Raw genomic sequence first — 26,025 nt, 5'->3', positions numbered from 1 at the left:
TAAGACAATCGATTACATAACAATTTTGTTTCTAATTATTTACAAGAATTTTGTAATTTGCAAACCATTAAATAAAAGTAAAAATAGAAAATATGTCAACATTAACATTTGCCGAAAAAATTGCTCAGGCAGAGAACTTTTTACCAATTAACGGTACAGATTATATCGAATTTTATGTGGGTAATGCAAAACAGGCGGCTCATTATTATAAAACAGCATTCGGTTTTCAGTCAGTTGCTTACGCAGGTCCTGAAACAGGAGTAAGAGATAGAGCATCATACGTTCTACAGCAAGGGAAAATAAGATTGATTTTAACGACAGGTTTAAACTCTGATTCTCCTATCAATGAGCATGTAAAAAAACACGGTGATGGTGTTAAAGTTTTGGCACTTTGGGTAGATGACGCTTATTCAGCTTTCGAAGAAACTACTAAAAGAGGTGGAAAGCCTTATTTAGAGCCAGTAACACTTACTGATGAGCATGGTGAAGTAAGAATGTCCGGAATTTACACGTACGGAGAAACTGTTCACATGTTTATCGAAAGAAAAAATTATACAGGTCCTTTCATGCCTGGTTACCAAAAATGGGAAAGTGCTTATCAGCCGGAAGATGCAGGTCTTTTATATGTTGACCACTGTGTAGGAAACGTAGATTGGGACAGAATGGTTCCTACTGTAGAATGGTACGAAAAAGTAATGGGGTTTGTAAACATCCTTTCTTTTGATGACAAACAAATCAATACAGAATATTCTGCTTTGATGTCTAAAGTAATGTCAAACGGAAACGGTTTTGCAAAATTCCCGATTAATGAGCCTGCAGAAGGTAAAAAGAAATCTCAAGTAGAAGAATATCTTGATTTCTACGAAGGTGAAGGTGTACAACACATTGCTGTTGCAACAAAAGATATCATTCATACAGTAACTGAATTGAAAAAAAGAGGAGTAGAATTCCTTTCTGCACCACCGGAAGCTTATTACGAATTGGTTCCTGAGAGAGTAGGTCACATCGATGAAGACCTTAAAAAACTTCAAGATTTAGGGATTTTGATTGATCATGATGAAGAAGGATACTTACTTCAGATTTTCACAAAACCAGTAGAAGACCGTCCTACTCTATTCTTCGAGATTATTGAAAGACATGGTGCACAAAGTTTTGGAGCAGGTAACTTCAAAGCATTATTCGAAGCATTAGAAAGAGAACAAGAAAAAAGAGGAAATCTTTAATCTAAAAATCAAAAACAGAGTTTTGTCAGGATGCAGATCCTGACAAAACTTTTTACAAACACAGGATTATGAACAAAATTTTCAGTGGACTATTACTTATCGGAATCGTTTTTTTTGCCAACGCTCAATACGGGTCTTTGGATGCTATTCTCACAAAACTAGAGGAAAGAAAAGGTATTAATCAGAATTTAAGCAACGTTAATATTGACGATAAAAAATTTGTTTTGATTAAAGATTTTGCCGACCACACCGAAAGAAATTTTATCGTCATTAAAGGAAAAAATGCAACATACGTTGAGATGTTTGACGATAAAGCGACCAACGAAAGTACCTCAAATGTATTTTCTGGTGACATTGTGAGAAGCAGAAAAAACATTATTTCGCTGAGAGCCGATCTTCTTGAAAACAAAAAAGTTCCAATCCCCGTTACCAAAACTCTGTTACTTACCAGACAAGATAATATCTTGTACCTTATCGACGTCAACAACAAAGACAGATGGATTGACGAAGAATCTTTTTCTAAAGCAAAGATTAAAGCTAAAAAGTAAAATCACGACTGATTTTGCTCTAACCTAAATTAAATTACAAAAATTATGAAATCATTTGTAGAATATTCATCTAATTCAGACTTTTCAATTCATAACATTCCTTTCGGAGTAGCGGTTTTCGATAAAGAATTCATAGGATGCGCCACAAGAATCGGAGATCAGATTATTGATCTTGCAACCTTGTACGACTTAGGATTTTTTGACGAAATTAAAGATCTTGATGATAATATTTTTGAAGCTTACACTTTAAATGAGTTTATAGAACTTGGGAAACCGGTTACCAATGCAGTACGTCTTAAAATACAGGAATTATTGCTTGAAGGTTCTATTTTGTCTAAAGATGAAAAAACAATCGAAGAAGCATTTTACGATGTAGATCAGGTAAAAATGATGATGCCTATTCACATTCCAAATTATACTGATTTTTACAGCAGCATCGAGCACGCAACCAATGTTGGGAAAATGTTCAGAGACCCTGCAAATGCATTACTTCCCAACTGGAAACACTTACCGGTAGGATATCACGGAAGAGCTTCATCCATTGTTGTTTCAGGAACAGAAATCAACCGTCCAAAAGGTCAGACAAAACCTGCTGATGCAGACAAACCAGTTTTCGGACCATCAAAACAACTTGATTTTGAATTGGAAATGGCATTTATCGTTAACAAAAATACCGAAATGGGGGAAAGCATCTCTACAGCAGAAGCTGAAGACGCTATTTTCGGAATGATTATTTTCAATGACTGGTCAGCAAGAGACATTCAGGCTTGGGAATATGTTCCACTAGGACCATTTTTGGCGAAAAATTTCGGTTCATCAGCATCTCCATGGGTTGTGACTCTTGAAGCTTTAGAGCCTTTCAAAACGACTTCTCCTACTCAAGACCCTGAAGTTTTAGATTATTTAAAATTTGAAGGTGACAAAAATTACGATATCAATCTTGAAGTTTATTTACAGCCTGAAAATGGTGAAGAAAACCTAATTTCTGAAAGCAACTACAAACATATGTACTGGAATATGGCCCAACAGTTGGCTCATCACACCGTAAATGGTTGTAATGTAGAAGTGGGTGACCTCTACGCAAGTGGTACTATTTCAGGAAGCGACCCAAAATCTTTCGGCTCTATGCTTGAATTAACTTGGAGAGGACAAAACCCAATCGCACTTTCTAACGGTGAAGAAAGAAAATTCATCAATGATAACGATACCGTAACCATGAAAGCTTGGGCAGAAAAAGATGGCGTGAGAGTAGGTTTCGGTGAAGTAGCAGGAAAAATTATTCCAACAAAATAAATATCAAACACTTAAGTATCTTATTAGTTAAAAAGCAATGAAAATTTAAGTTCACTTTAGTTTTTTGAAAATCTCAGATTTCCCTCTTATTATGATTACACAAAAATTCATCAATGATATTTCATATAAGGTCGTAGGAGCTTGTATTGAAGTTCATAAATTGGCAGGGCCAGGTCTTTATGAAGAAGTGTATCATCAATGCTTAGAAAAAGAATTTAATTTGATAGGTTTAAAATACAAAAGTGAACTTGAAATTCCATTTTCATATAAGGGAGAAAAAGTAAATTGTAAATTAAAATGTGATTTCTTAATTGAAGATTTAATTGTTTTAGAATTAAAATCAGTGTCAGAAATTCATCCAATTCATAAAGCACAAACCATGAATTATATGAATTTACTAAAAGTTCCTAGAGCAATTTTAGTAAACTTCAATGTTATAAATATTTATCATGAAGGTTACGAAGCCTTTGCTTCCAAACTTTTCAAAGAACTCCCAAGAGAATGAAAATCTCAGATTTTCAAACCTTAAGTGTACTTTAATATGCACAAATATAATACTTAAAATAACTTAAGTGTTAAGTAATAAAAACAATGAAAACAGTAATTCCATCCGAAATAACACCTGTACAACTACAAACAATCATGCAAACAGCCGTTTCGCCACGTCCGATTGCATTGGCTTCTACGGTTGATAAAAATGGGGAAATCAATTTGTCGCCGTTCAGTTTCTTTAATATGTTTAGTACTGTTCCTCCGATTTTGATTTTTTCACCTTCAAGAAGAGTTCGTGACAATACCACAAAACATACTTTGGAGAACGTTTTGGAAACTTCTGAAGTCGTAATCGGAACGGTAAACTTTCCGATTGTACAGCAGATTTCTTTAGCCTCAACAGAATATGGTGACGGAGTCAACGAATTTATCAAATCTGGATTGACGATGAAAGACGCTGATTTGGTACAGCCTAAATTGATTGAAGAATGCCCTGTTAATTTTGAATGCAAAGTTTTAGAGGTAAAATCTTTGGGAGACCAAGGTGGTGCAGGAAATTTAGTTATTTGTGAAGTACAGAAAATCCACATCAGAGAAGAATATCTGAATGAAGAAGGAAATTTAGACCAGAAAAAGCTTGATATGGTTGCGCGTCTTGGAGGAAACTGGTATTCTAGAAATAATGAGAATAATCTTTTTGAAGTTCCAAAACCATTGGTTACCAAAGGAATTGGATTCGATTTACTTCCAAATGCTATAAAACTCAGCAAAATCTTTACCGGAAACGATTTGGGAATGTTGGCGAATGTAGAAATTTTACCTTCTGAAAACTGTCATGATGACGAAAACATTCATCTGGAAGCGCAGAAACTATTGCTAGAAAGTAAAATTGAAGAAGCTTGGAAAGTTTTGGTTAAATAATTTTTTTTAACCATTAAGAGTTTGTTTAAATTTAAATGAAAATAATTTATCTCGCAGATTTTGCTGATTAAGCAGATTAATTTCTCTGCTATTAATCAGCAAAATCTGCGAGAATTATTTAAAAACTGATTGAAAAAAAATCAATCATAAAGAATTCAAATTAATAAAACGTAAACAGGCTCTAAGATTTATAAATTTTTAAGATTAATTAAGTTGGGCTTCGCTTTAAGCATTTTGCTAAATGAAATCTTTGATTTTTCGCTTAAAAAATCTTAAAAATTTAATATCCTTAACGGTTTAAAATATTTCATTAAAAAAATAATACATCTACATAGATGATAACCCTACGAAATACACAACTTTTGCTCCATTAGGAACAATATCTGTTGTAGAAAAAATAAAATATTAAAAAAAAATGTCATTTATAAAGACCGACAGTCGTTGACAATTTTATCATTAATAAAATCAATACATTTTTCTGCAACTTCATTCAATTTTTCTGGTAATTGATTTTCCTCCCAAGGTTCTTTGGCTCCAAATGTATGGTTTGCATTTTCAATGAGATATAATTCAGAATTTGGATTTAAAATATGAAGATGCTCTGCGTGTTTTACATTTACGCTTTCGTCTTTTGTCCCATGAATAATCAAAACATGAGCTTTTGCCATTTCCATCGAGCGCTCTACATCAAAAAGATGTTCATTATTTTTAAAATCTTCAAAAAACTGATAATAATGAGGCATTTGCTGTTTTGTCCTTCCATTTTCTACGTAATACGCTCCATCTTGTTTCCATTTTTCCAAATTTTCGGGATTAGGAAATCTGTCTAAAGTATCTACACTTGCTAAAGTAATGAGCCCGTTAATTCTTTCGTCTTCGCAGGTTTTAATAATAGAAATCCCTCCTCCTCTACTGTGACCAATTAAAACTACTTTCTGACCGTCTATTTTTGGGTTTTTAATGAAATAATCAACCACAAAATTTAAATCAGACAGTTCTTTCGAATAATTATTATTTCCAAAAGCTTCTAAATCGTCGAAATTATGAGGATTTTCAGTTGTAGTTCCATTATGAGAAAAATTAAATTTAACGAAGAAAAAACCTGCCTCCGCAAATTTTTTTGCCATCATATTCCACGAGCCCCAGTCTTTGTAACCTTTATAACCGTGAACAAAAATAACCAAAGGGAGTTTTTTATCAGTATCTGAATAAAATGCATCGGCAAGAAAATCTTTGGTTTCAGGATTTTTAAGAAGAATATTAATCTGTTTGATTATTTTCATAAAATATTAATTTAACATATCATTAAAATAAAAGTTACATTTACGATATTAATTTTAACTTAAATATATGAAAAAATCATTACTCCTTTTATTATTAATTTCATTCTCTTTCACCATCGGGCAGACTACAAAAAAAGTTTTTTTTGTAGGAAACAGCTACACGTACACCAATGATTTACCCGAATTGGTAAAGCAAATTGCAGTTTCTACCGGAGATGTATTAAATTACCAAACTCATGCAATGGGAGGCGCTACACTAAAGCAACATGCACAAAACCAAGCAGTAACCTCAGTCATTAATCAAGGCAATTGGGATTATGTCGTCTTGCAGGAACAGAGCCAAATTCCGTCATTTCCAAATAGCTATATACAGTCAGAAATGCACCCGTACGCCAAACAACTTGCGGAACTTACCAAAAACATGAATGCTTGTGGAAACCCAATATTCTTTATGACTTGGGGTTATAAAACCGGTGATGCTACAAATTGCGCCAACGGAAATACTCCTGCGTGCACTTATGAAGGTATGGACGACCTTATCTACAACCGATATATGGATATGGCACAAATAAACGAAGGTCTGATTTCTCCAGTTGGAAAAGTATGGAGAGCGATAAGACAGCAGCAACCTTCTATGGAATTATATTCCAGCGATGGCTCACATCCCAGCTATTTAGGGTCTATGGCAGCAGCTTATACGTTCTACACTATTTTATTTAAAAAGAATCCAGAATTGGCACCTTTCAATGGGAATTTAACTGCTACAGAATCACAGGCTATAAAAAGTATTGTAAAAAATACAGTCTATGACAACCTTAACACATGGTTTATCGGAGCCAACGATGTAGCTAGTAAATTTAATTATCAAACCGTAGGAAATTCTACAGTTCAATTTACAAACACTACCCAGAATGCTACGACTTTTGCATGGGCTTTCGGAGATGGAAGTACCTCTGCTTTAGAAAACCCTACCCATACGTATCTTGCTACCGGAAACTACCAAGTAACACTTACGACCAACGCTTGCGGAATAAATTCTACCAAAGCAAAATCTGTTACCATTAATAATCTGGGAACTCAGGAGGATAAAATCAATTTGGTTCAAATCTATCCTAATCCGGCTCAGAATTTTATCAACATTATTACTAATAAAAACCTGTCTGTTATTTCCTTATCAGATGCTTCTGGCCGTGTTCTCAAGCATGATTTCAAAAAAACAGAAAATGGCTATACCATCCCTTTACATCATGTAATCACTGGAACCTATTTTTTGAAATATAAAATCGGAGAAAAAGAATACACTAAAAAGATTATCAAAAAATAGTTTTAGTTTTGCATCATGCTAAATTTAAGAACAGTTACCATACAGCGCTACATTCTTCCGCTTCGTGAAGGAGGCTCACTGCCTGCTTTAACAGAAGCAGATGATGATTTTAAATATGTTTTAAAATTTCGTGGCGCCGGTCATGGTGTGAAAATGTTGATTTCAGAATTTTTGGGAGGAAAAATTACCGAAGCTTTGGGTTTACCAATTCCGGAGCTGGTTTTTGCCAATCTTGATGTAGATTTTGGGAGAACCGAAGCCGATGAAGAAATTCAGGATTTATTAAAAAACTCCGAAGGTCTTAATTTAGGTCTTCACTATCTTTCGGGCTCTATTGCTTATGATTCGAGTGTAAAAGTAGATTCACTTCTGGCTTCAAAAATTGTTTGGCTGGATGCATTTATTACCAATATCGACCGTACTTTTAAAAACACCAATCTTTTGATGTGGCACAAAGAGCTTTGGGTAATTGATAATGGCGCTTCTTTTTACTTTCACCATTCGTGGCAGAATTTTGATACAGCTGCAAAAACACCTTTTAAATATATAAAAGACCATGTTTTACTTCCGCAGGCAACACAACTGGATGAAGCAGACCAATTTGCACATTCAGTTTTAAATGAAACATTATTCCGAGAAATTGTGGATTTGATTCCACAGGATTGGTTACATTGGAATGACGCCGAAGAAAGTCCGGATGAAATTCGTGAAGTGTACTTCAACTTTCTGAAAACCCGATTAGAAAATTCTCAAATCTTTATAAACGAAGCCAAAAATGCAAGAGGATAAAATATACGAATACGCCGTAATACGTTTGGTTCCGAAGGTTGAAAGAGAAGAGTTTTTCAACATCGGATTGGTTTTGTTTTCAAAAAGAGAAAAATTTATTAAAGTAGAATTTCACCTCTGTCCCGATAAGTTTAAACTGATGCACAATAAACTGGATTATGATGATATCATTAAAAATCTGGAAAGTTTTAAAAATATCGCTGAAGGAAAAAAAGAAGGTGGCCCGATTGCTTTACTTGAAATTCCTGACAGATTCCGATGGTTAACCGCAGTGAGAAGCGCAGTTGTACAAACTTCAAGACCTCATCCAGGAAAATCGAAAGATTTAAACCAAACTTTTGGTAAACTTTTTGAAGAATTGGTAAAGTAAAAGTCCGAGTGGATATAACCGGCTCGGACCATTTGTTAGTGAGGTCGCCGTAGCAAATATATTTACCCTGTATTTCTTTTTCAGATGACAGCTTGCCGTCAAACAGTTTAAATATATTTTGTTATTTTAATTCCCCTCCCTCCAAAAGGAAGCAACAAATTTAACTAATTTATAAATAAGATACATTGATGATAAACCAAAATATGACAAAACTTGATTTATCTGGGCAGAAATTAAAAGTTTTTCCAAAAGAAATTTTAGAATTGAAAAATTTAAAAAAATTAAATTTGTCTAATAATCTTCTTAAAGAAATACCTAAAGAAATTGAAAATCTTAAATTTTTAGAAACATTAGATATTTCTAATAATCGGATAGAGAATATTTATGCAAAAGTATTTAAATTGAAAAAATTAAAAATTTTAAATTTAAATAACAATAAAATAAAATCTTTACCACAACAAATCAACAACTTAAATGGTTTAGTAAGTCTCCATTTAGCTAATAATTTTATCGAATTTTTACCCAATGAATTGTTTTCAGTGTATTCTTTAAGAGAATTAGATTTAAGCAGAAATAAAATAAAAATTTTATCACCAAAAATTGAAAATTTATCTAACTTAAGAAAATTATGGTTAAACTATCTTATTTTGGAGCAATTTCCAGAAAGAGAATTGAAAAGAATGAATAGTCTTTTGGCTATATATTGCTATGGAAAAATTGAAACCAATCCCATTATACAAAAAACATTTTCAGATCTCTCTAAAATTAAAGGAAATTCTTTAGCGAATTTAAAATTTTTAGAAACACAGAAAGAAATACTTAAAGATTTAAAAGACATGAATGTGCAATCCGAACTTTTTAATAATAAAATATTTATTAGTTACTCTCATCAAGATAAATATTGGTTAAACAGAATTAAAACCCATCTCAATGTACTTAAACATTCTTTAAATATTGAAATAGATGTTTGGGATGATGAAAAACTTATGACAGGTGATGATTGGGAGGAAAAAATTAATGAATCTTTGAATAATGCTGGAATTGCTATTTTCGTAATTTCTACAGATTTTTTAGCTTCTGAATTTATCACGAAAAAAGAGGTGCCAATTATTTTAGAGAATGCAAAGAAAAAAGGAGTTAAAATAATGCCAATAATTGTAGAACCTTGTCTTTTTACAGATTCTATTTTAAGCAAGTATCAAGCTGCTAATCCACCAAGTGAATCATTAGGGTCTTTACAGAAAGCAAAAGCGGAAAGTTACTTATTACATTTAACGAAGGATATAAAAAAAATTCTTTTAAAAAGTTAGATAAGGTAAAATCTATGTATACTCTATATCACCTTAGTGATAGTTTTTAAAACCATTTTTTTTATGCTTTTGGTAAACTTTTTGAAGAATTGGTAAAGTAGTAAACCAAAGCAATATTTTATGAGAACATTCAACTCAGATTCAAAAAATAATAGGTTTTTAAAAAGCCTATTTTTTTTATTCCTAATAACAATTTCTACGCTTGGATTTTCGCAAAAGCAGAAAAGCACTCTTCTTTTTGAGCATGCCAATGTTTCAGAAAATATCACTTATAAAACTGATGAAAGCGGAAAAAATATACAGCTCGATATCTATCGTCCTAAAAATGTTGACCAAAAGAAACTTCCAGTCGTAACCTACGTTCATGGTGGCGCTTGGGTAGAAGGCGATAAAGTAATCACCGCTGATAATTATGTAGAAAATACTATTTTAAAACTTTTAGAAAAAAACTATGTCGTAATAAGCATCAATTACCGTTTGGTTTCTAAAGACATTCATTTTCCGGCACCTATTCAAGATACGAAAGATGCTATACGATGGATTAGAAAAAATGCTGACCAATATTTTCTTGATGAAAACAATATCGGAATGTGGGGCGTTTCTGCAGGAGCTCACCTTTCGCTTTTGAGTGCTTATACACAAGACACTGATTTTGTAGGAGATGCTGAGCTTTCAAAATATTCTGCAAAAGTAAATTATGTCGTTGATAATTTCGGACCAACCGATATGAATAGACTTCTTCATACTCGTGCTCCCAAACCTCTTTTACTGACGGTAGGTTTAATTTCGAAAAAAATCATCGACATCAGAACCAATCTTGCCAATGGCATAAGCGGTTATGACATTAAAACAGAAAGAAAAAAAGTCATAGAAGTTTGCGAAACTATTTCTCCACTTAATTATACCCAAAATACCGTCCCTACTCTTATTCTTCATGGGAACAAAGACAAAATAGCTCCTATCAGACATTCCAAAAGGCTCAATAAAATGCTAAAAAAAGCGAAAACAACTCATGAATTGATTATTGTAAAAAAAGGAAACCACGGTTTTCATACTACCGATAAAACGTATCAAAATGAGCTCAACGATGCAATGGTTAATTTTATTCTGTCACAAGAAAGAGTAAATTTCATTCATCATTAAAAAACATACATTTTCAAAAAGAAACAATAGTTAAATAACTGTAAATTAATTAGCAACTTTAGCCATTGTAGCCATGGTTTTAATGCTTATTGTTTTTCTTGGAGCCTTTAGAAAATGGCATCAATTATTACAAGTCAAAACTTCACATACCTACTTCCTATGGAGAAAACGTGAAGGAATTGGTTGAAAGATAATGCGGTTAGTTAGTTAGTTAATTTTAAATAAATAAACAGACGCTTTTTTGGGCGTCTGTTTTATTTTGAATCATTTTTTAATAAAGCTTTTTAAACTAATTTAAATTTAGCGGCAAAGGAGACAAAAGATATTTGAAATAGATAATTTTTAGATAATTGAAGTCATCAAAAGAATAAAAATCAAAGATATTTTTGAAATTATGTGTTCTTTTTTCATTTCAAAAAATAAGCTTTAATAGAGGTATTTAAATCTTTTGTGACTTTTCGGGTTAATTAAAAAGTTTAATATTTAAAACTGATAGCCAACGCTTAATCCGAGCTTTATAACTTGGTCATGATCTGTTTTGTTTGCATTGAATAAAAGTCTTCCGTAAGCTGCGTTGGCTTCAAAAACAAATCCTTTTTTGGTAACGATTTTCCAACCAAGGCCAGCACCTACTGCAAGATCATACACATCTTTATTTTCAGTGAAAGTCAGTCGGTCTGCTGAGTATATTTTTTTACCATCAATAGAAGTGAACATTCCAAATCCTTCGGCAAAAAAACCGGAAGCGTATTTTTTTCCAAAATAATATCTGTAATACGGAGAGATGAAGTAATTCATATCCTTTTCTTTTGTATCATCAAAAACAAAAAATGTAGAAATTCCCAGTGATGAATTTTTGTTGAGAAAACGTTCATAGCCCACCTCCACAGCTCCGGATAATGGAGAAATTAGATTCAGTTTAATTTCATTGTTTTTCTGATAAGTATTTGCATCGGTTTTTTCCTGAGCGTTAAGAGAATAAAAAGCACACAAAATGAAGAGTGCTAAAAATTTGTTTTTCATAGAAAAGTTAATTTGAATTATTTGAGTGCAAAACTCATATAATCAAAATTAAAACAGGTTTCAAAAGCTTAAAACTGTATAAAATGGTACTTATTTTATGGTGTTTTTATATTCATTGGGAGTTTGACCCGTTACTTTTTTAAAAGAATTATAGAACGTTGTTTTAGAAGTAAACCCGGCTTCTAATCCCATCGTCAGTAAAGTGTAATTTTCAAATTCAGGATTTGAAATCATTTCCTTCACAGCTTCCACCCGATACTGATTGATATAATGCGCAAAATTATCTCCCGTCACCGCATTTACAATTTGTGAAACATAGCCTGCGCTTATACCCAGTTTTTCGGCAACTCTTTCTCTATTTAATGTACTGTCTGTATAAATATGATGCTCTCTGCAAAGAATTTCCAGCTTCTGAAAATAAATATTATCTACCGTAATCGATTCCCGATATTCTTCAGTAGAAATGGTTTCTTCGGTTGTATTGTTTTCTGTAATTGGCAGATGAACAGTTAAAGTTGCTAAATCGTTGTTTAAAAATTGATAAATAGCTTCTTTATTTTTCGCCAGTTTATATTTATAAATTCCGATATAAGCTGTCCAATGAATGAAAAATGTTGCAGCTATAGCCACTATACTCATGACTGAAGAAATATCAGACTGAAAAAACAGCTCAACGAGGTAAGTCGTCAACCAGACGATTAGCAATAAATATAGAATTGTTAATAGTGTGATGACCCATTTTTTCTCCTGAGAATTTTTTAAATGCCTAATCATAAAATAAGAGTAAAAAGGCAGAAATACAACAATAATAACAGCCATTAATAACTGAATTATTTGAAGTATATTGATAAGAGACATATAAGAATCCGGAATTTTATAAATTCCTGCAACTACGTCAAGGCAGATTATTGTATTCAGAATACTGTTATAGACAAATGGGATGTAGCACAAATACGTTTTTTGTTTGTTTTTCACATCATCATCAATACGGTTGATAATAAACAGAAATAGGAAAGCAGGTAGCAGAAATATCCAGTCAATATTGTCTAAAAAACGCAATAATGGATACGTTTCAAATACACCGTGAATTTCAAAAACATGATTGAGTAAGACAATTGAAAGTGCAAACAGTAAAAATGCTAAATATTTATTGGATTTACTATTGAAAAGAGAAGATTTTAAGATAACTAAACCTAAGATTATTCCCTGAAAAACAGCGATATTTAAAAGTGTTGTATAAATCAATTTTTTAATCTAAAAAGAGGCTTTAAATATAGCTCATTCGTGTGAATTACTAAAAGGAATTTTATTGATTAACTATTTTTAAGAACTGAAAAATAAGTCGACTTGAACGGTTTCATATTTTTTTCAATTTGAATAATATTGAAAAAAAAAACTTCTCAAGGTGCTTTTGGAGGCTCCAATTCAACGGCTTTACTTTTAAATTCAAATGTATTAGACGTCTGAATAAGCTTTAATGAATTTTTAGTTTTGTAAATCCATTCTGAAAAATCGACTAGACTTTTAGGTGCATGGTTACTGTGAACCCGAATTGTTTTATTTAAATCACCATTTTTTATATGAAAACTGTAATGTTCCCCATCTTCATAATTTTCAAAATACAACGTATCATAAGCCTTAAAATTGACATTCTCAATAAAACTGTCTAGCTTCTTTTTTTGAAGCTTACTAAGTTTGGAAACATAATTTGTTTTACTGAAAGGTGCCTTGTTATCATTCGCTGACCAATGTTCACGAATAAAAACAGAATCATTATCTGGATTAAATTTTATCGAAAAATTAGTCTCAAAAGTATTGCCGTAAGAAAAATCAAATTCCTCACTTTCTTTCTTTTTACAATGAGTCAGCAAAAAGAGAATCAATAAAATGAGCACCTTAAGTTTCATGAGTGATGACTCTAAATCTTCGTCAATTTAGCATATTTCAAAATCAAATTCTTCTCGCCTTCGTGTAAGAAAACCACTTTCGCTTTGATATTTTGCGGGTCTGTACCATCCAAAAACGCCACCTCACCAATTCCGAAACGGTCGTGTCGCACTTTATCCCCAACTTCAATATCTTGCGAAGAAGCTCCACTTGGGTTGATAATTCTTGCTGTAGCAACAGGTTTTAATTTTCTTGGTTCGGCAATAGGTTTATCATTTTCTGATTTAGAAATTGTTTTCTTTTCTATTTTTCTAAAGCTCTTCATTTCTGAAGGATGCTCGTCAAAAATATTAGAAGTAATCCCAGCATTGTTGATAAATCTCTTTTCGAGAACAGGATTTAAAAATTCGATATATTCTTCCGCTACTTCACTTAAAAATCGTGAAGGTTCGGCATCGGTAATTTTCCCCCATTGGAAACGGGAAGTTGCATAAGAGAAAAACACCTGTTTTTCAGCTCTCGTTAAAGCAACATAAAACAAACGTCTTTCTTCTTCCAAATCTTCACGGGTTGCCGAGCTCATAAAACTTGGAAATAGATTTTCTTCTAATCCCACCAAATGAACCACAGGAAACTCAAGACCTTTTGAAAGGTGAATGGTCATCAGCGAAACCATATCTTCCTCATCATCTTTTCTTTGCGTATCTGCAGAAAGGGCAATATTTTCAAGGAAATTAGGCAAACTTGGGTCACCATCCTCTATCTGTTGTTGCTCTTCGATGAAACCCTGCATTGAGTTCATCAATTCCTGCACGTTTTCTACTCTTGAAATACCTTCCGGAGTTTGGTCGTCTTTTAAAAATTTAATCAAACCGCTTCGTTTTGCCACTTCCATCGCAACACTGTATGCAGTTTCTGTTTTAAGCAAAACCTGAAACGCTTTAATCATCGCCCAGAAATCACTTAATTTAGTTAAAACGCCATTATTAAATTTCAACTGTGGCGCATAAATTCCCAGATTATCTAAAACATTAGAAACAGGAATATTTTGTGAGTCTGCAAAAACAATCAACCTATTTTGCGTAGTTTCACCAATTCCTCTCGTAGGATAATTAATAACTCTCATCAACGCCTCAGAGTCATTCTGATTGACTAAAAGACGAAGGTAACCGATTAAATCTTTCACTTCTTTTCTTTGATAAAAAGAAAGACCTCCATATACTTTGTAAGGAATATTTTTACGTCTCAGAGAGTCTTCAAACGCTCGGGTTTGAGAATTGGTACGATATAGAATTGCGAAATCGCTGAATTTTTTCTGCTCTCTATTTCTAAGCTCCCAGATATTTCCGGCTACGAAATTGGCTTCATCAGCATCGGAAAGCGAACGGTAAACTTTTATTTTTTCTCCCTCTTCATTTTCACTGAAAACATTTTTCTTAAACTGCTGAAGGTTTTTAGCAATCACGGCATTTGCAGCATTCACTATATTTTGTGTCGAACGGTAATTCTGTTCCAAAGAAACAGTCACCGCGTCCTGATAATCTTTTTTGAAATTTAAAATATTGTAAATATTCGCACCACGGAAAGAGTAAATAGACTGCGCATCATCTCCTACCACACAAATATTTTCAAATTTTGAAGCCAAAGCTTTCACAATTAAATACTGAGAGTGATTCGTATCTTGGTACTCATCTACCAAAATATATCTGAATCTATCTTGGTATTTTGCTAAAACTTCCGGAAATCTTGTTAACAATTCGTTGGTTTTTAACAATAAATCATCAAAATCCATAGAACCGTTTTTGAAGCAGGCTTCTACATATTTTTCATAAATTTTTCCGATAAATTTCATGTTGGCTTTTTCATCAGCTTCCATTAATTCAGGATTATTATAATATGCTTTTACCGTAATCAGGTTATTTTTATAATTGGAAATTCTAGACTGAACTTTTTTTGGTTTGTATAAATCAGCATCGATATTCATGTCTTTCAGAACTTTTCTGATAACATTCAAAGCATCCTGTTGGTCATAAATCGTAAAATTGGAAGGATATCCCAAATAATGTGCCTCACTTCTCAGAATTCTCGCAAAAACAGAGTGAAAAGTTCCCATCCAAAGGCTTCTCGCATTGCTTTGGCCAACGACCTTAGCAATACGTTCTTTCATTTCTTTTGCCGCTTTATTGGTAAAGGTTAATGACAGAATATTGAAAGGATCTACTCCATTGGTAATCAAATGTGCAATACGCATTGTAAGCACACGTGTTTTTCCGGAACCCGCTCCTGCAAGCACCATCAAAGGTCCTTGTAAAGTGGTAACGGCTTCATATTGTGATTCGTTGAGTCCTTTCAGATAATCCATACAGCAAAAAAATTTGGGAACACAAAATTAGTGTATTATATGGAGAATTCAAATTTGAATTTCAGTACAATAATTACACTTCTTTAAATATGAAATATAAAAGCCATTCAACATCCCACAACTCTTTTAAGTAAAACTAACGTTCTTTTAAAATTCTTAAAAAAAGATTAAAATACTTGTAACAATTCATTTAAATCTAACACTAATTGACAAAACAATTTCTATTTTATGAAAAAACGACTTCTTAGTGTTGCAGCAGCTGCCTTTTTTGGAGCAATGCTGAATGCACAACAAATCAAATTTGAAGAGTATGATTTACCAAACGGCTTACATGTAATTTTGCATCAGGACAACTCTGCACCAGTAGTAACAACTGGTATCATGTACCATGTAGGAGCCAAAGATGAAGTAGTGGGAAGAACGGGTTTTGCACATTTCTTTGAGCACCTTTTATTTGAAGGAACTCCAAACATCAAAAGAGGAGAATGGTTTAAAATCGTTTCTTCAAACGGTGGAAAAAACAACGCCAACACAACAAACGACAGAACATATTACTACGAAACTTTCCCTTCAAACAACGAGCAATTAGGTCTTTGGATGGAGTCTGAAAGACTTCGTCATGCAGAAATCAACCAGATTGGGGTAGACACACAAAGAGAAGTTGTAAAAGAAGAAAAGAGAATGAGAATGGATAACCAGCCTTATGGAAATCTTTTCACCAACGTACAGAAAAATCTTTTCACCAAGCACCCATATACATGGTCTACGATTGGATCTATGGATGATTTGAACTCTGCTAAATTAGATGAGTTTAAAGCTTTCTACAAGAAATATTATGTTCCAAACAACGCAACTTTAGTTGTAGCAGGAGACATCAAGCCTGAGCAGACAAAAAAATGGATTCAGGAATATTACGGAGCCATTCCTAAAGGAACAGTTTATCCTAAAAACTTCCCTAAAGATGAGCCTATCACCAAAGAAAAAGAAGTAACAGCATACGACCCTAACATTCAGCTTCCTGCTTATGTTTTTGCATACAGAACGCCGGGTAACAAAGAAAAAGATGCTTACGTCTTAGATATGCTTTCGTCTTATTTAAGCAACGGAAAGTCTTCAGTTTTATATAAAAAATTGGTAGATCAGGAGAAAAAAGCACTTCAGGTAGCGGCTTTCAACCAAGGTCTTGAAGATTACGGTATTTTTGCATTTTTTGCAATCCCGATGGGAGCAACAACGAAGCAAACTTTACAGTCTGACATCGATGCGGAAATCAAAAAAATTCAGACTACTTTGATTTCTGATGAAGATTATCAAAAACTTCAGAATCAGTATGAAAATCAATTTGTAAATGCTAACTCAAGTATTGAAGGAATTGCAGCTTCATTAGCTACAAATCACGTATTAATGGGAGATACAAACCTGATTAACAAAGAAATCGAAATCTACAAATCGATTACTAAGCAGGACTTACAGAATGCGGCGAAAAAGTATTTGAATTCTAACCAAAGAATCATCCTTAACTACTTACCTGAGAAAAAATAATCACTAAATAGATTATAAGATATTAGATTTCAGATAAAAGACTTCTCATACGTCTTCTATTAATCTCAATAAAATTGATCAATTTAAATAAAGGATTATTAAAATTAAATTTTTACAAATGAAAAAGCAATTAACATATATAGCAGTAGCATTTTTATTCACAGGAATGCTTTCTGCACAAAAAATTGATATTAATGCAATGCCAAAGCCGGGACCAACTCCTGCTATCAACATTGCGAAACCAAAAACTTTTCAGCTTAAAAACGGAATGACCGTAATGGTAGTTGAAAACAACAAACTACCAAGAGTAAACGTAAGCCTTACAATGGACAGACAGCCTTATTTTGAAGGTGATGTAACCGGCGTAAGCGAAATCATGGCAGATCAGTTGGGTAACGGAACGACAACTTTTAGCAAAGATGCATTCAACAAAAGAGTAGACTTTTTGGGAGCTAACCTAAACTTCTCTTCTGCAGGTGCTTCATCAAACTCTCTTTCAAAATATTTTCCAGAAGTTTTAGGCTTAATGTCTGAAGCAATCATCAACCCTAAATTTTCGGCTGACGAAATCACAAAATCTAAAGAAAGAGCTATTGAAGGCTTGAAATCTTCAGAAAAGAGCGCAGATGCAATTGCTTCAAGAGTTTCAAACGCATTAGCTTACGGAAAAAACACTTCAAGAGGTGAATTTGAAACTGAAGAATCGATCAACAAAATACAGTTAGCTGACGTTCAGAATGTATATAAAAAATATTACGCTCCAGACAATGCTTACCTTGTAATTGTAGGTGATGTAAAGTTTGACCAGGTAAAACCAATGGTTGAAAAAGCTTTCAACAACTGGAAAAAAGCTGACACAAAATTCCCGGCTTTAGAGCCTGCTTCAAATGTTGCTAAAACTGAAATCAATATAGTAGACGTTCCTTCTGCTGTGCAATCTGTAGTTTCTGTAGGAAATCTAAACACATTGCAAATGAAAGATGCCAACTACTTCCCTGCAACAATCGCCAATTACATTCTTGGTGGCGGTGGAGAAGCTAGACTATTCATGAATCTTCGTGAGAAAAATGCATTTACTTATGGTGCCTACTCTAGTTTAACAGCAAGCAAATATTCACCTTCTTTCTCTGCTGAAGCAAGTGTAAGAAATGAAGTAACAGATAAAGCGGTTAAAGAATTCATGAACGAATTGAACGCTATTTCTACAGTAAAACCTGAAGAATTGGCTAACGCTAAAGCTAAATTGAAAGGAAGCTTCATCATGGCATTAGAGCAGCCTGCAACGATTGCGAGATTTGCGGTTAATCAAAAAGTTCAGGACCTTCCTGCTGATTTTTACACCAACTATTTAAAATCTATTGATAAAGTAACTGCAGCTGATGTTACCAATGCAGTAAAAGCTACTATTTTACCAAACCAAAGCAGAATTTTCATCGCTGGTAAAGCGTCTGATATTTCTGAAGGTTTAGAAAAATTAGGATATCCTGTAAAATATTTTGATGCTAATGCAAACCCGGTAGCAAAACCAACTGTTCAGAAAGTTGATGCAAGTGTAACGGTAGCTTCTGTTGTTGATAAATACATCAATGCAATTGGTGGAAAAGCGAATGTATCAAAAGTGAATTCTTACACAATGGTTTCTTCAACTTCTATGCAAGGTCAAACCATCGATATAAAAACTACAAAAGCTCAAGGAGGAAAAGAACTTCAAATAGTTTCTGCCGGTGGAATGACACTTCAAAAACAAGTTTTCGACGGAAAAACTGGTTATTCTGAGCAAATGGGACAAAAAGTTGAAATGACTAAAGAAGAAATTGCTGACAACCTTAAAAATACTGAACTTTTCGAAGAGTTAGGTTTTGCTAAATCTGCAGATTATAAATTGGCAGGAATTGAAAAAATCAACGGTGAAGATTCTTATGCAATCAAATCTGGAGATAAAGCATATTACTACAGCGTAAAAACCGGACTTAAAACTGGGGAAACTGAAACTGTATCGGCACAAGGACAAACATTCACAGTTCCTACAACTTTTGCAGATTACAAAGATGTTTCTGGTGTGAAAATGCCTTACACAATCACGGTTAACCAAATGGGTATGGATATGGAAATGAAAGTAAAATCGTACGAAGTAAATCAGGCTAAAGACTCTGACTTCAAATAAAACTTCATATATTTAATAAAAACGGCAGCAATTGTTGCCGTTTTTTTATTTTTAGCACTCATCTTATTTTGTCGTTTGCTAAAAAAACATTAGATTTGCCCATTCAAAAAGATATTAAAATTAATGGATACTATATTTACACTATTAATGGTTCTTATTATGATTGCCAGCGTTTTATTGGTAATCGTTGTTATGGCTCAAAACCCAAAAGGTGGCGGTCTTTCTAGTACTTTCGGAGGTGCATCTCCTGCACAGTTTGGAGTACAGAGAACAAATGACTTTATGGAAAAGTCAACGTGGACTTTAGGAGCGGTAATTATCGTTCTTATCTTGATAAGCGTTGTTGTTACAGGGAAACCTAAACAAGTGGCACCTGCTATTCCACAAGCTCCAACTAAATCTGAAGCTCCAGCTTCTAAAACTACAGCTCCGGTAAGTGTTCCGGCAAATAAATAAGAAATACTTTATTTAAGATAAAAAAAGCAACTCAATTGAGTTGCTTTTTTAGTTTTATGGTAAATGATTAGATATTTATTTAAGTTTAATTTTCTCTATTTTGTATCTTAATCTTAAACCTGCTTTCATAAATGAATATTGTATCGGTTTATTTACTTTATAATATTTATCAATAAAAATCTGCATCGCGCCGTAAAATCTTTCAAGATACACCTCATCTTTTATGGTGCTTTCGCCTTTGTGATGAAGGATAGACGATTTTCCATAATAATAGTTTTGGTAGCCGTTGTTCAACAAAGTATAGCACAAATCAATATCTTCACCATACATAAAATATCTTTCATCAAGACCGCCAACCTTTTCGTAAACCTCCTTTTTCACCAAGAAAAAAGCTCCGGTTATTACTTCTACTTCAGCAATTTCAAATTCGCCAACATCATTTCGGTAATATGATTTTGAATTTTTCTTTTTAAAATTGGTAAATAATTTTTCGAAAGAGTTCATCATATCAGGAACTGAACGCTTACTTTCGGGAAGAAAATCTCCGTTAGCATCGTGCATTCTCACGCCCAAACATCCAAAATTGATTTTAGAATCAGCAAAATCTAAAACTTCTTTTAAGTAAAAATCTTCTAACTCTGTATCAGGATTTAAAATAAGTACATATTCTCCGATTGCTGTTTTTATTGCTTCGTTATTAGCCTTGGCAAAACCTCCATTGACTTCAGAAGCCATAAAATGTACTTTTGGAAATTCCGGAATGAGGTCACCCCAAGAACTGTCTGTAGACTTGTTATCAATTACAACAACTTCATAATCGATATTGTCTGCATATTTTTCAATAGACAAAAGGCAGTTTCTCAAAAGTTGAGTTACATTGTAATTAACGATAATGATTGAAATTTTCTTACCCATTTTTAATCCTTTTCGTTATACGGAAGTCTATTGGTTATAGACCTACCCAAAGAAATTTCATCTGCATATTCCAATTCATCTCCTACCGAAATCCCTCTTGCAATACTTGAAAATTGAATCCCGGAATTTTTGAATTTTTTGTAAATATAATACGCTGTTGTATCGCCTTCCATTGTTGCACTTAAAGCGAAAATAAATTCTTTTGCCAAACCTTGCTGCAATTTCTTTTCAATACTGGGAATATTCAGTTGATGTGGTCCGACTCCTTCCATCGGAGAAATCTTTCCACCCAAAATAAGATATTTACCTCTGTATTTTCCAGTATTTTCTATGGCAATAACGTCTCGCACATCTTCTACGATACAAATCAGCTCATCACTGCGTTTATCATTACTACAGATTTCACAAACATCAAAATCAGAAAAATTATGACATTCTTTACAGTATTTAATTTCATTCACCAGATTAATGATTGAAGTCCCCAAACTTGTCGCTCTGGAATTGGGTTGCTTCAATAAATGAAGCGCTAAACGTAAAGCGGTTTTCTTCCCAATCCCAGGAAGTCCGGAAATTTCTTCCACTGCTTTTGCCAATACTTTACTTGGATAATCCATAAGTACAAAAATAAGAATTCTAAACTGATAAATGAATTAAATAGAGAGTCTAAGGTATGATATTTGATAACTTATGATTTTTTTAAGAATTCATATTTAATATGATTTTAATCTATTAAAAAATGAATAATTTTACCCCGCAAAATATTAAACAGAAATAAAATAAATGGCACTTAACAACCTCAACTATCCGCTGGATTTTAAATTCAAAATGACAACTCTAGCCAGCGATTTCAATATTACAGACCGACACGGAAATTATGTAGCTTACGTTCGTCAGAAAATGTTTAAATTAAAAGAAGACGTTATTGTTTTTAACGACGAAAGTAAAACGAAAGAATTATTCAGAATTCAGGCTAATCAATGGATTGATTTTAATGCGTCTTATTCGATGAAAGATACCATTGGAAAGAACTTTGGAAGATTAGCCAGAAAAGGAATGCGCTCTATCTGGAAATCTTCTTACAATGTTTTAGACCAAGCAGATTTACAAAAATTTACCATTACAGAAGATAACGCGTGGGTAAAGTTTTTCGACGGAATGGTCGGTGAAATCCCAATTGTCGGAATGTTTACAGGATATTTCTTAAATCCTTCTTATACTGTAAAAGGAATAGATGGTAAAGAATATTTTAAACTAAAAAAAATGCCTTCATTCTTCGGAAGAAGATTTCAATTAGACCGATTAATCGATATTGATGACGAAGATGAAAGCTTGGTTGTTTTATCTTTTCTGATGATGGTTTTACTTGAAAGAGCGAGAGGGTAAGCTATTATTTACATCTACTTTTATGAAAATTTCATTTGACCTTGATGATACAATTATTTCTACAACAAAGTTTTCTTTAGAAAAAGAATCATTTTGGTCTAAAATCATTGGAGCTGAAAGAATTCGATTTGGAACAATTAGATTATTTAAAGAATTAAAAGCCAAAAATCATAAAATTTATGTTTATACTACTTCATATAGAAGCAAAATAAAAATTAAATTAATGTTTCTCTCCTATGGTATTCCAATAGATTTTGTTGTTAATCAGCAGCTCCATGAAAGAAGAGTTAGAAAGAAAGGAAAAAACATTTCCAAATTCCCACCCGAATTTGGTATTGACATTCACATTGATGATTCTCTTGGTGTAGAAATGGAAGGCAAAAAATTTGGTTTTAAAACAATTATTATTTCAACTGACGACGAAAATTGGATAAATAATGTTTTAGAAAAGATTGAAAAAACTCTATAAATTAGAATTTACTATCTTTAGAATTACTTAATTTAAAGTTTAATAATAATTAAAAAATGAAATATTTTATCATACTCTTTTCAGCATTAACTTTAATTGCGTGTAAGAAGGAAAAAGAAACCGTACCAGATTCAAAACCTGCAGATTCTTTAAATATTGTTCAGGATTCTGCTAAAACAACTCCTGCTACTGCTCAAGTTTTAGTGGATGTATTTCCTTTCCCAAAAGAAATCAAAGAATGCTCTTGTTATTTTGCAAAAAGCAAAGCAGATTTTGAAAATGAAAAATACATTTACGCCGACGATGCAGGAAAAACCGCCTACATGAAACTCGACGGAAAAAGAATTGCGATGAATTTAATTTCCTCAAGCGACATGGAAGTTGATGAAGAGCTGACCAAAGAAATTGAAAACGAGAACTATAAAATCTCCGTGAAAGGAAAAAAAATAAAACACGAAGAAGCTTTACTGTTTGAAGGTACTTTAACGATTGAAAGACCAGACGGAAGCAAAACCACAATGCCTATTTACGGCGAATGCGGATGCTAATGCAATAAGAGCAATAAGCAATAAGCAATAAGCAATAAGCAAAAATATTGCTCCTGAATTTCGGGAGCATTTTTAATTTCGTAATTTTGAGAAAAATAAATTTTTATGGAACTATCCAATATAGAACCGCAAATTATCTGGAAAAATTTCTCCAAGTTAAATGCAGTTCCAAGACCTTCTAAAAAAGAAGAAAAAGTAATCGCTTTCATTAAAGAATTTGGTGAAAATTTAGGACTGGAAACTACTGTAGATGAAGTAGGAAACGTGATTATTAAAAAACCGGCTACTCCAGGAATGGAAAACCGTAAATCGATTGTAATGCAATCGCATTTGGATATGGTTTGCCAGAAAAACAACGATGTCAATTTCGATTTTGAAACTCAAGGAATCCAGATGGAAGTTGATGGAGACTGGGTAAAAGCAAAAGGAACGACTTTAGGAGCAGACAACGGCTTAGGAGTTGCAACTATTATGTCGATTCTTGAAAGTTCAGACATTCCACATCCTGATTTGGAAGCTTTATTCACTATTGATGAAGAAACAGGAATGACAGGAGCTTTAGGTTTAAAGCCAGGGCAATTAACAGGACAAATCCTTTTAAATTTAGATACAGAAGAAGATGACGAAATCGACATCGGATGTGCAGGTGGAATTGATGTAACCGTAAGCCAAAACTATTCAACAGAATCTTCTAATGGGCAAATTGTAAAAATAGAAGTAAAAGGTTTACAAGGTGGTCATTCAGGAATGGATATTCATAAAGGTTTCGGAAATGCCAATATCATTATGGGCAGAATCCTTTACAAAGCTTTAGAAAATCAAAACGTTCAGTTAATTTCAATTGATGGCGGAAGTTTAAGAAATGCTATCCCGAGAGAATCTGTTGCTTTAATTTTTGTAAGAAATGCAGGTGAATTTATCGAAAATGTAACCAACGGTATCAAAAAAGAAATTTTAGAAGAGTTTGCTTCTGTTGAAGCTCATCTTCAAATCAATATTGAAAATGCTACAAGTTCTGAAAAAGCACTTTCTGAAGGAGATTCTAAGAAAATCATTTTGGTTTTAAAATCTCTTCACAACGGTGTTTACAGAATGAGTCCAGATGTACAAGATTTGGTAGAATCTTCAAATAATGTTGCAAGAGTAGAACTAAAAGATGGTGGTCTGAAAATTTTAAACCTTTCAAGGTCATCAGTCGATTCGTCTAAAGATTCGGTGGCTGAACAATTAAAATCAGTATCTGAATTAGCGGGAATGAACGTAGAATTCAGTGGTTCTTACCCAGGATGGAAACCAAAACCGGGCTCTGAAATCGTACAAGTTTTAGAAAAAATCTACACTGAGAAATTTTCAGAAAAACCACACGTTGTAGCTTGTCACGCAGGTTTAGAATGTGGAATTATCGGTGCTAATTACCCAGAAATGGAAATGGTAAGCTACGGACCAACCATCAGAGGAGCTCACTCTCCTGATGAAAAGGCTAATATCTCTTCAACACAGAAATTCTGGAGTTTCACAAAAGATATTTTAGCGAATATTCCTTTGAAATAGAATTTTTAAAATATTATTTTAATATCCAAAGTCTTTTGATTTTGGATATTTTTTTGTGCGTTGTAGGTTTTGGCTAAAGCCAAGGATGAATTTATTTTTTTTAGGTGGACTGAAGCCCACCCCTATTGAATCATGCAATGTGTTTTTCTTAATTTTCAATTAATAATTGCATTGTGAGATTCATGATAAAAATCCTTTAAAATATCGATTCTATTCAATAGGGGTGGGTTTTAACCCACCTAAACAATTAAAACATTCTTTCGGCTTTAGCCAAAACTTAGAAATATTTTCTACTTTTGAGAAAACAACACAAATGTCTTACATCAAAATCTACATCCACTGAAGCCCACCCCTATTGAATCATGCAACGTGTTTTTCTTAATTTTCAATTAATAATAATTCCGTTATAAGATTCATGATGAAAACCCTTTAAAACATCTCAATTCTATTCAACAGAGGTGGGTTTTAACCCACCTAAACAATTAAAACATTCTTTCGGCTTTAGCCAAAAGTTAGAAATATTTTCTATTTTTGAGAAAACAACACAAATGTCTTACATTAAAATCTACATTCACATTGTATTTTTTACAAAAAATAGAATACCTTACTTCAATACACTGGAATTAAGAGTGAAAATATGGAAACATATCAAAGAAAATGCGACAGAAAAAGGAATTTTTATGGATATGGTCAATGGTTATTCTGACCACTGCCATTGTTTGATTTCTTTAAGTTCAAATCAAAACATTGAAAATATTGTTCAGCTCATAAAAGGAGAATCTTCTTATTGGATTAATAAAAACAATTTGACACAAGAAAAATTTGCTTGGCAAGAAGAATATTTTGCGGTTTCAGTTTCAGAATCAAAAATTGAACAGGTAAGACATTATATTAAAAATCAGAATATTCATCATCAGAAAAAGACTTTCCAAGAAGAATATCGTCAGTTTATTGAAAGATATAATTTTGAATAAATTTTGGCTAAAGCCAATGTATAATTTAATTTTGTAGGTAGGCTGAAGCCCACCC

The 26,025-nt window shown here is 33.0% G+C and carries 25 protein-coding genes; 18 read left to right on the top strand and 7 right to left on the bottom strand.

The window, feature by feature from the left end; genetic code table 11:
- Window positions 1-92 precede the first annotated feature (92 nt).
- The 5 genes from hppD (at window position 93) to LO744_RS05425 (ending at window position 4,477) form a co-directional block, all read left to right on the top strand.
- Window positions 93-1,223: a 4-hydroxyphenylpyruvate dioxygenase gene (gene hppD, locus LO744_RS05445; RefSeq protein WP_230667638.1), complete on the top strand. Its 1,131-nt coding sequence runs from the start codon at window positions 93-95 to the stop codon at window positions 1,221-1,223.
- Between the two features lie 68 nt (window positions 1,224-1,291).
- Window positions 1,292-1,771, top strand: a complete 480-nt coding sequence (locus LO744_RS05440) for a hypothetical protein (protein ID WP_230667636.1) — start codon at window positions 1,292-1,294, stop codon at window positions 1,769-1,771.
- A gap of 45 nt (window positions 1,772-1,816) precedes the next feature.
- Window positions 1,817-3,064: a fumarylacetoacetase gene (fahA, locus tag LO744_RS05435; protein ID WP_230667634.1), complete on the top strand. Its 1,248-nt coding sequence runs from the start codon at window positions 1,817-1,819 to the stop codon at window positions 3,062-3,064.
- A 91-nt stretch (window positions 3,065-3,155) separates the two neighbouring features.
- A complete protein-coding gene (locus LO744_RS05430; RefSeq protein WP_230667632.1) occupies window positions 3,156-3,569 on the top strand; it encodes a GxxExxY protein in 414 nt (137 codons plus the stop codon).
- 86 nt (window positions 3,570-3,655) lie between these two features.
- The gene (locus LO744_RS05425; protein ID WP_230667630.1) at window positions 3,656-4,477 is read left to right on the top strand and encodes a flavin reductase family protein; all 822 of its coding nucleotides are present in this window, start codon (window positions 3,656-3,658) and stop codon (window positions 4,475-4,477) included.
- A 422-nt stretch (window positions 4,478-4,899) separates the two neighbouring features.
- Here the strand turns inward: LO744_RS05425 and LO744_RS05420 are convergent, their stop codons facing one another.
- On the bottom strand, window positions 4,900-5,760 hold the full coding sequence (locus LO744_RS05420; RefSeq protein WP_230667628.1) for an alpha/beta hydrolase family protein: 861 nt from the start codon (window positions 5,758-5,760) through the stop codon (window positions 4,900-4,902).
- Window positions 5,761-5,827: 67 nt separating this feature from the next.
- On the opposite strand from LO744_RS05420, the gene LO744_RS05415 reads away from it, so the two are divergent.
- The 5 genes from LO744_RS05415 (at window position 5,828) to LO744_RS05395 (ending at window position 10,696) form a co-directional block, all read left to right on the top strand.
- A complete protein-coding gene (locus LO744_RS05415) occupies window positions 5,828-7,084 on the top strand; it encodes a DUF4886 domain-containing protein (RefSeq protein ID WP_230667626.1) in 1,257 nt (418 codons plus the stop codon).
- Window positions 7,085-7,099: 15 nt separating this feature from the next.
- Window positions 7,100-7,873 (top strand): HipA family kinase, encoded by a 774-nt coding sequence (locus LO744_RS05410; RefSeq protein WP_230667625.1) that lies wholly within the window; start codon window positions 7,100-7,102, stop codon window positions 7,871-7,873.
- Window positions 7,860-8,243 carry a DUF3037 domain-containing protein gene (locus tag LO744_RS05405; RefSeq protein WP_230667623.1) on the top strand — a complete coding sequence of 128 codons (384 nt, stop codon included), beginning with the start codon at window positions 7,860-7,862 and terminating at the stop codon, window positions 8,241-8,243. Before LO744_RS05410 ends, LO744_RS05405 begins: the two co-directional genes overlap by 14 nt.
- 203 nt (window positions 8,244-8,446) lie before the next feature.
- On the top strand, window positions 8,447-9,553 hold the full coding sequence (locus LO744_RS05400; RefSeq protein WP_230667621.1) for a leucine-rich repeat domain-containing protein: 1,107 nt from the start codon (window positions 8,447-8,449) through the stop codon (window positions 9,551-9,553).
- A 120-nt stretch (window positions 9,554-9,673) separates the two neighbouring features.
- The gene (locus LO744_RS05395) at window positions 9,674-10,696 is read left to right on the top strand and encodes an alpha/beta hydrolase (protein ID WP_230667619.1); all 1,023 of its coding nucleotides are present in this window, start codon (window positions 9,674-9,676) and stop codon (window positions 10,694-10,696) included.
- Window positions 10,697-11,179: 483 nt separating this feature from the next.
- Here the strand turns inward: LO744_RS05395 and LO744_RS05390 are convergent, their stop codons facing one another.
- The 4 genes from LO744_RS05390 to LO744_RS05375 all read right to left on the bottom strand — a co-directional run bounded on the left by LO744_RS05390 (window position 11,180) and on the right by LO744_RS05375 (window position 15,968).
- On the bottom strand, window positions 11,180-11,719 hold the full coding sequence (locus tag LO744_RS05390; RefSeq protein WP_230667617.1) for a DUF3575 domain-containing protein: 540 nt from the start codon (window positions 11,717-11,719) through the stop codon (window positions 11,180-11,182).
- 90 nt (window positions 11,720-11,809) lie between these two features.
- Window positions 11,810-12,964, bottom strand: a complete 1,155-nt coding sequence (locus tag LO744_RS05385; protein ID WP_230667615.1) for a helix-turn-helix domain-containing protein — start codon at window positions 12,962-12,964, stop codon at window positions 11,810-11,812.
- 155 nt (window positions 12,965-13,119) lie between these two features.
- A complete protein-coding gene (locus tag LO744_RS05380) occupies window positions 13,120-13,626 on the bottom strand; it encodes a hypothetical protein (protein WP_230667613.1) in 507 nt (168 codons plus the stop codon).
- Between the two features lie 11 nt (window positions 13,627-13,637).
- Entirely contained in the window at window positions 13,638-15,968 is a 2,331-nt protein-coding gene (locus LO744_RS05375; protein ID WP_230667612.1) for an ATP-dependent helicase, read from the bottom strand.
- Window positions 15,969-16,196: 228 nt separating this feature from the next.
- Here LO744_RS05375 and LO744_RS05370 point away from each other — a divergent pair, with 228 nt between their 5' ends.
- From LO744_RS05370 to secG, 3 genes are all read left to right on the top strand, one after another.
- Window positions 16,197-17,510 (top strand): M16 family metallopeptidase, encoded by a 1,314-nt coding sequence (locus LO744_RS05370; protein WP_230667611.1) that lies wholly within the window; start codon window positions 16,197-16,199, stop codon window positions 17,508-17,510.
- A gap of 118 nt (window positions 17,511-17,628) precedes the next feature.
- A complete protein-coding gene (locus tag LO744_RS05365; RefSeq protein WP_230667610.1) occupies window positions 17,629-19,674 on the top strand; it encodes a M16 family metallopeptidase in 2,046 nt (681 codons plus the stop codon).
- 123 nt (window positions 19,675-19,797) lie between these two features.
- Entirely contained in the window at window positions 19,798-20,130 is a 333-nt protein-coding gene (gene secG / locus LO744_RS05360; protein ID WP_230667609.1) for a preprotein translocase subunit SecG, read from the top strand.
- Window positions 20,131-20,205: 75 nt separating this feature from the next.
- On the opposite strand, the gene LO744_RS05355 is transcribed toward secG, so the two are convergent.
- Window positions 20,206-21,045: a glycosyltransferase family 2 protein gene (locus LO744_RS05355; protein WP_230667608.1), complete on the bottom strand. Its 840-nt coding sequence runs from the start codon at window positions 21,043-21,045 to the stop codon at window positions 20,206-20,208.
- 2 nt (window positions 21,046-21,047) lie between these two features.
- Window positions 21,048-21,659 carry a recombination mediator RecR gene (gene recR / locus LO744_RS05350; RefSeq protein WP_230667606.1) on the bottom strand — a complete coding sequence of 204 codons (612 nt, stop codon included), beginning with the start codon at window positions 21,657-21,659 and terminating at the stop codon, window positions 21,048-21,050.
- A gap of 166 nt (window positions 21,660-21,825) precedes the next feature.
- Between recR and LO744_RS05345 the strand changes: the two genes are divergently transcribed.
- From LO744_RS05345 to tnpA, 5 genes are all read left to right on the top strand, one after another.
- Window positions 21,826-22,428: an LURP-one-related/scramblase family protein gene (locus LO744_RS05345; protein WP_230667605.1), complete on the top strand. Its 603-nt coding sequence runs from the start codon at window positions 21,826-21,828 to the stop codon at window positions 22,426-22,428.
- Window positions 22,429-22,450: 22 nt separating this feature from the next.
- Window positions 22,451-22,897, top strand: a complete 447-nt coding sequence (locus LO744_RS05340; RefSeq protein ID WP_230667604.1) for a hypothetical protein — start codon at window positions 22,451-22,453, stop codon at window positions 22,895-22,897.
- A 56-nt stretch (window positions 22,898-22,953) separates the two neighbouring features.
- Window positions 22,954-23,445 (top strand): hypothetical protein, encoded by a 492-nt coding sequence (locus tag LO744_RS05335; RefSeq protein ID WP_230667602.1) that lies wholly within the window; start codon window positions 22,954-22,956, stop codon window positions 23,443-23,445.
- A gap of 105 nt (window positions 23,446-23,550) precedes the next feature.
- Window positions 23,551-24,996, top strand: a complete 1,446-nt coding sequence (locus LO744_RS05330; protein ID WP_230667600.1) for an aminoacyl-histidine dipeptidase — start codon at window positions 23,551-23,553, stop codon at window positions 24,994-24,996.
- 548 nt (window positions 24,997-25,544) lie between these two features.
- The gene (tnpA, locus tag LO744_RS05325) at window positions 25,545-25,970 is read left to right on the top strand and encodes an IS200/IS605 family transposase (RefSeq protein ID WP_230667598.1); all 426 of its coding nucleotides are present in this window, start codon (window positions 25,545-25,547) and stop codon (window positions 25,968-25,970) included.
- The last annotated feature ends 55 nt before the right edge of the window (window positions 25,971-26,025 follow it).

Source organism: Chryseobacterium turcicum, from assembly GCF_021010565.1.
GTDB classification, from domain to species: Bacteria; Bacteroidota; Bacteroidia; order Flavobacteriales; family Weeksellaceae; genus Chryseobacterium; species Chryseobacterium turcicum.
Note: the sequence above shows the minus strand (reverse complement) of the source record. Positions and strands in the feature narration are given on the sequence as shown.

Excerpts from the sequence above, each read along its gene's own strand:
- LO744_RS05440 (WP_230667636.1), top strand. The coding sequence starts at position 1,292 with ATGAACAAAATTTTCAGTGGACTATTACTTATCGGAATCGTTTTTTTT.
- LO744_RS05420 (WP_230667628.1), bottom strand. The coding sequence starts at position 5,760 with ATGAAAATAATCAAACAGATTAATATTCTTCTTAAAAATCCTGAAACC.
- LO744_RS05355 (WP_230667608.1), bottom strand. The coding sequence starts at position 21,045 with ATGGGTAAGAAAATTTCAATCATTATCGTTAATTACAATGTAACTCAA.
- LO744_RS05390 (WP_230667617.1), bottom strand. The coding sequence starts at position 11,719 with ATGAAAAACAAATTTTTAGCACTCTTCATTTTGTGTGCTTTTTATTCT.
- LO744_RS05425 (WP_230667630.1), top strand. The coding sequence starts at position 3,656 with ATGAAAACAGTAATTCCATCCGAAATAACACCTGTACAACTACAAACA.
- LO744_RS05380 (WP_230667613.1), bottom strand. The coding sequence starts at position 13,626 with ATGAAACTTAAGGTGCTCATTTTATTGATTCTCTTTTTGCTGACTCAT.
- hppD (WP_230667638.1), top strand. The coding sequence starts at position 93 with ATGTCAACATTAACATTTGCCGAAAAAATTGCTCAGGCAGAGAACTTT.
- LO744_RS05365 (WP_230667610.1), top strand. The coding sequence starts at position 17,629 with ATGAAAAAGCAATTAACATATATAGCAGTAGCATTTTTATTCACAGGA.
- LO744_RS05345 (WP_230667605.1), top strand. The coding sequence starts at position 21,826 with ATGGCACTTAACAACCTCAACTATCCGCTGGATTTTAAATTCAAAATG.
- fahA (WP_230667634.1), top strand. The coding sequence starts at position 1,817 with ATGAAATCATTTGTAGAATATTCATCTAATTCAGACTTTTCAATTCAT.
- LO744_RS05410 (WP_230667625.1), top strand. The coding sequence starts at position 7,100 with ATGCTAAATTTAAGAACAGTTACCATACAGCGCTACATTCTTCCGCTT.
- LO744_RS05415 (WP_230667626.1), top strand. The coding sequence starts at position 5,828 with ATGAAAAAATCATTACTCCTTTTATTATTAATTTCATTCTCTTTCACC.
- LO744_RS05340 (WP_230667604.1), top strand. The coding sequence starts at position 22,451 with ATGAAAATTTCATTTGACCTTGATGATACAATTATTTCTACAACAAAG.
- LO744_RS05400 (WP_230667621.1), top strand. The coding sequence starts at position 8,447 with ATGACAAAACTTGATTTATCTGGGCAGAAATTAAAAGTTTTTCCAAAA.
- LO744_RS05335 (WP_230667602.1), top strand. The coding sequence starts at position 22,954 with ATGAAATATTTTATCATACTCTTTTCAGCATTAACTTTAATTGCGTGT.
- LO744_RS05375 (WP_230667612.1), bottom strand. The coding sequence starts at position 15,968 with ATGGATTATCTGAAAGGACTCAACGAATCACAATATGAAGCCGTTACC.
- secG (WP_230667609.1), top strand. The coding sequence starts at position 19,798 with ATGGATACTATATTTACACTATTAATGGTTCTTATTATGATTGCCAGC.
- LO744_RS05430 (WP_230667632.1), top strand. The coding sequence starts at position 3,156 with ATGATTACACAAAAATTCATCAATGATATTTCATATAAGGTCGTAGGA.
- LO744_RS05395 (WP_230667619.1), top strand. The coding sequence starts at position 9,674 with ATGAGAACATTCAACTCAGATTCAAAAAATAATAGGTTTTTAAAAAGC.
- LO744_RS05370 (WP_230667611.1), top strand. The coding sequence starts at position 16,197 with ATGAAAAAACGACTTCTTAGTGTTGCAGCAGCTGCCTTTTTTGGAGCA.
- LO744_RS05330 (WP_230667600.1), top strand. The coding sequence starts at position 23,551 with ATGGAACTATCCAATATAGAACCGCAAATTATCTGGAAAAATTTCTCC.
- recR (WP_230667606.1), bottom strand. The coding sequence starts at position 21,659 with ATGGATTATCCAAGTAAAGTATTGGCAAAAGCAGTGGAAGAAATTTCC.
- tnpA (WP_230667598.1), top strand. The coding sequence starts at position 25,545 with ATGTCTTACATTAAAATCTACATTCACATTGTATTTTTTACAAAAAAT.
- LO744_RS05405 (WP_230667623.1), top strand. The coding sequence starts at position 7,860 with ATGCAAGAGGATAAAATATACGAATACGCCGTAATACGTTTGGTTCCG.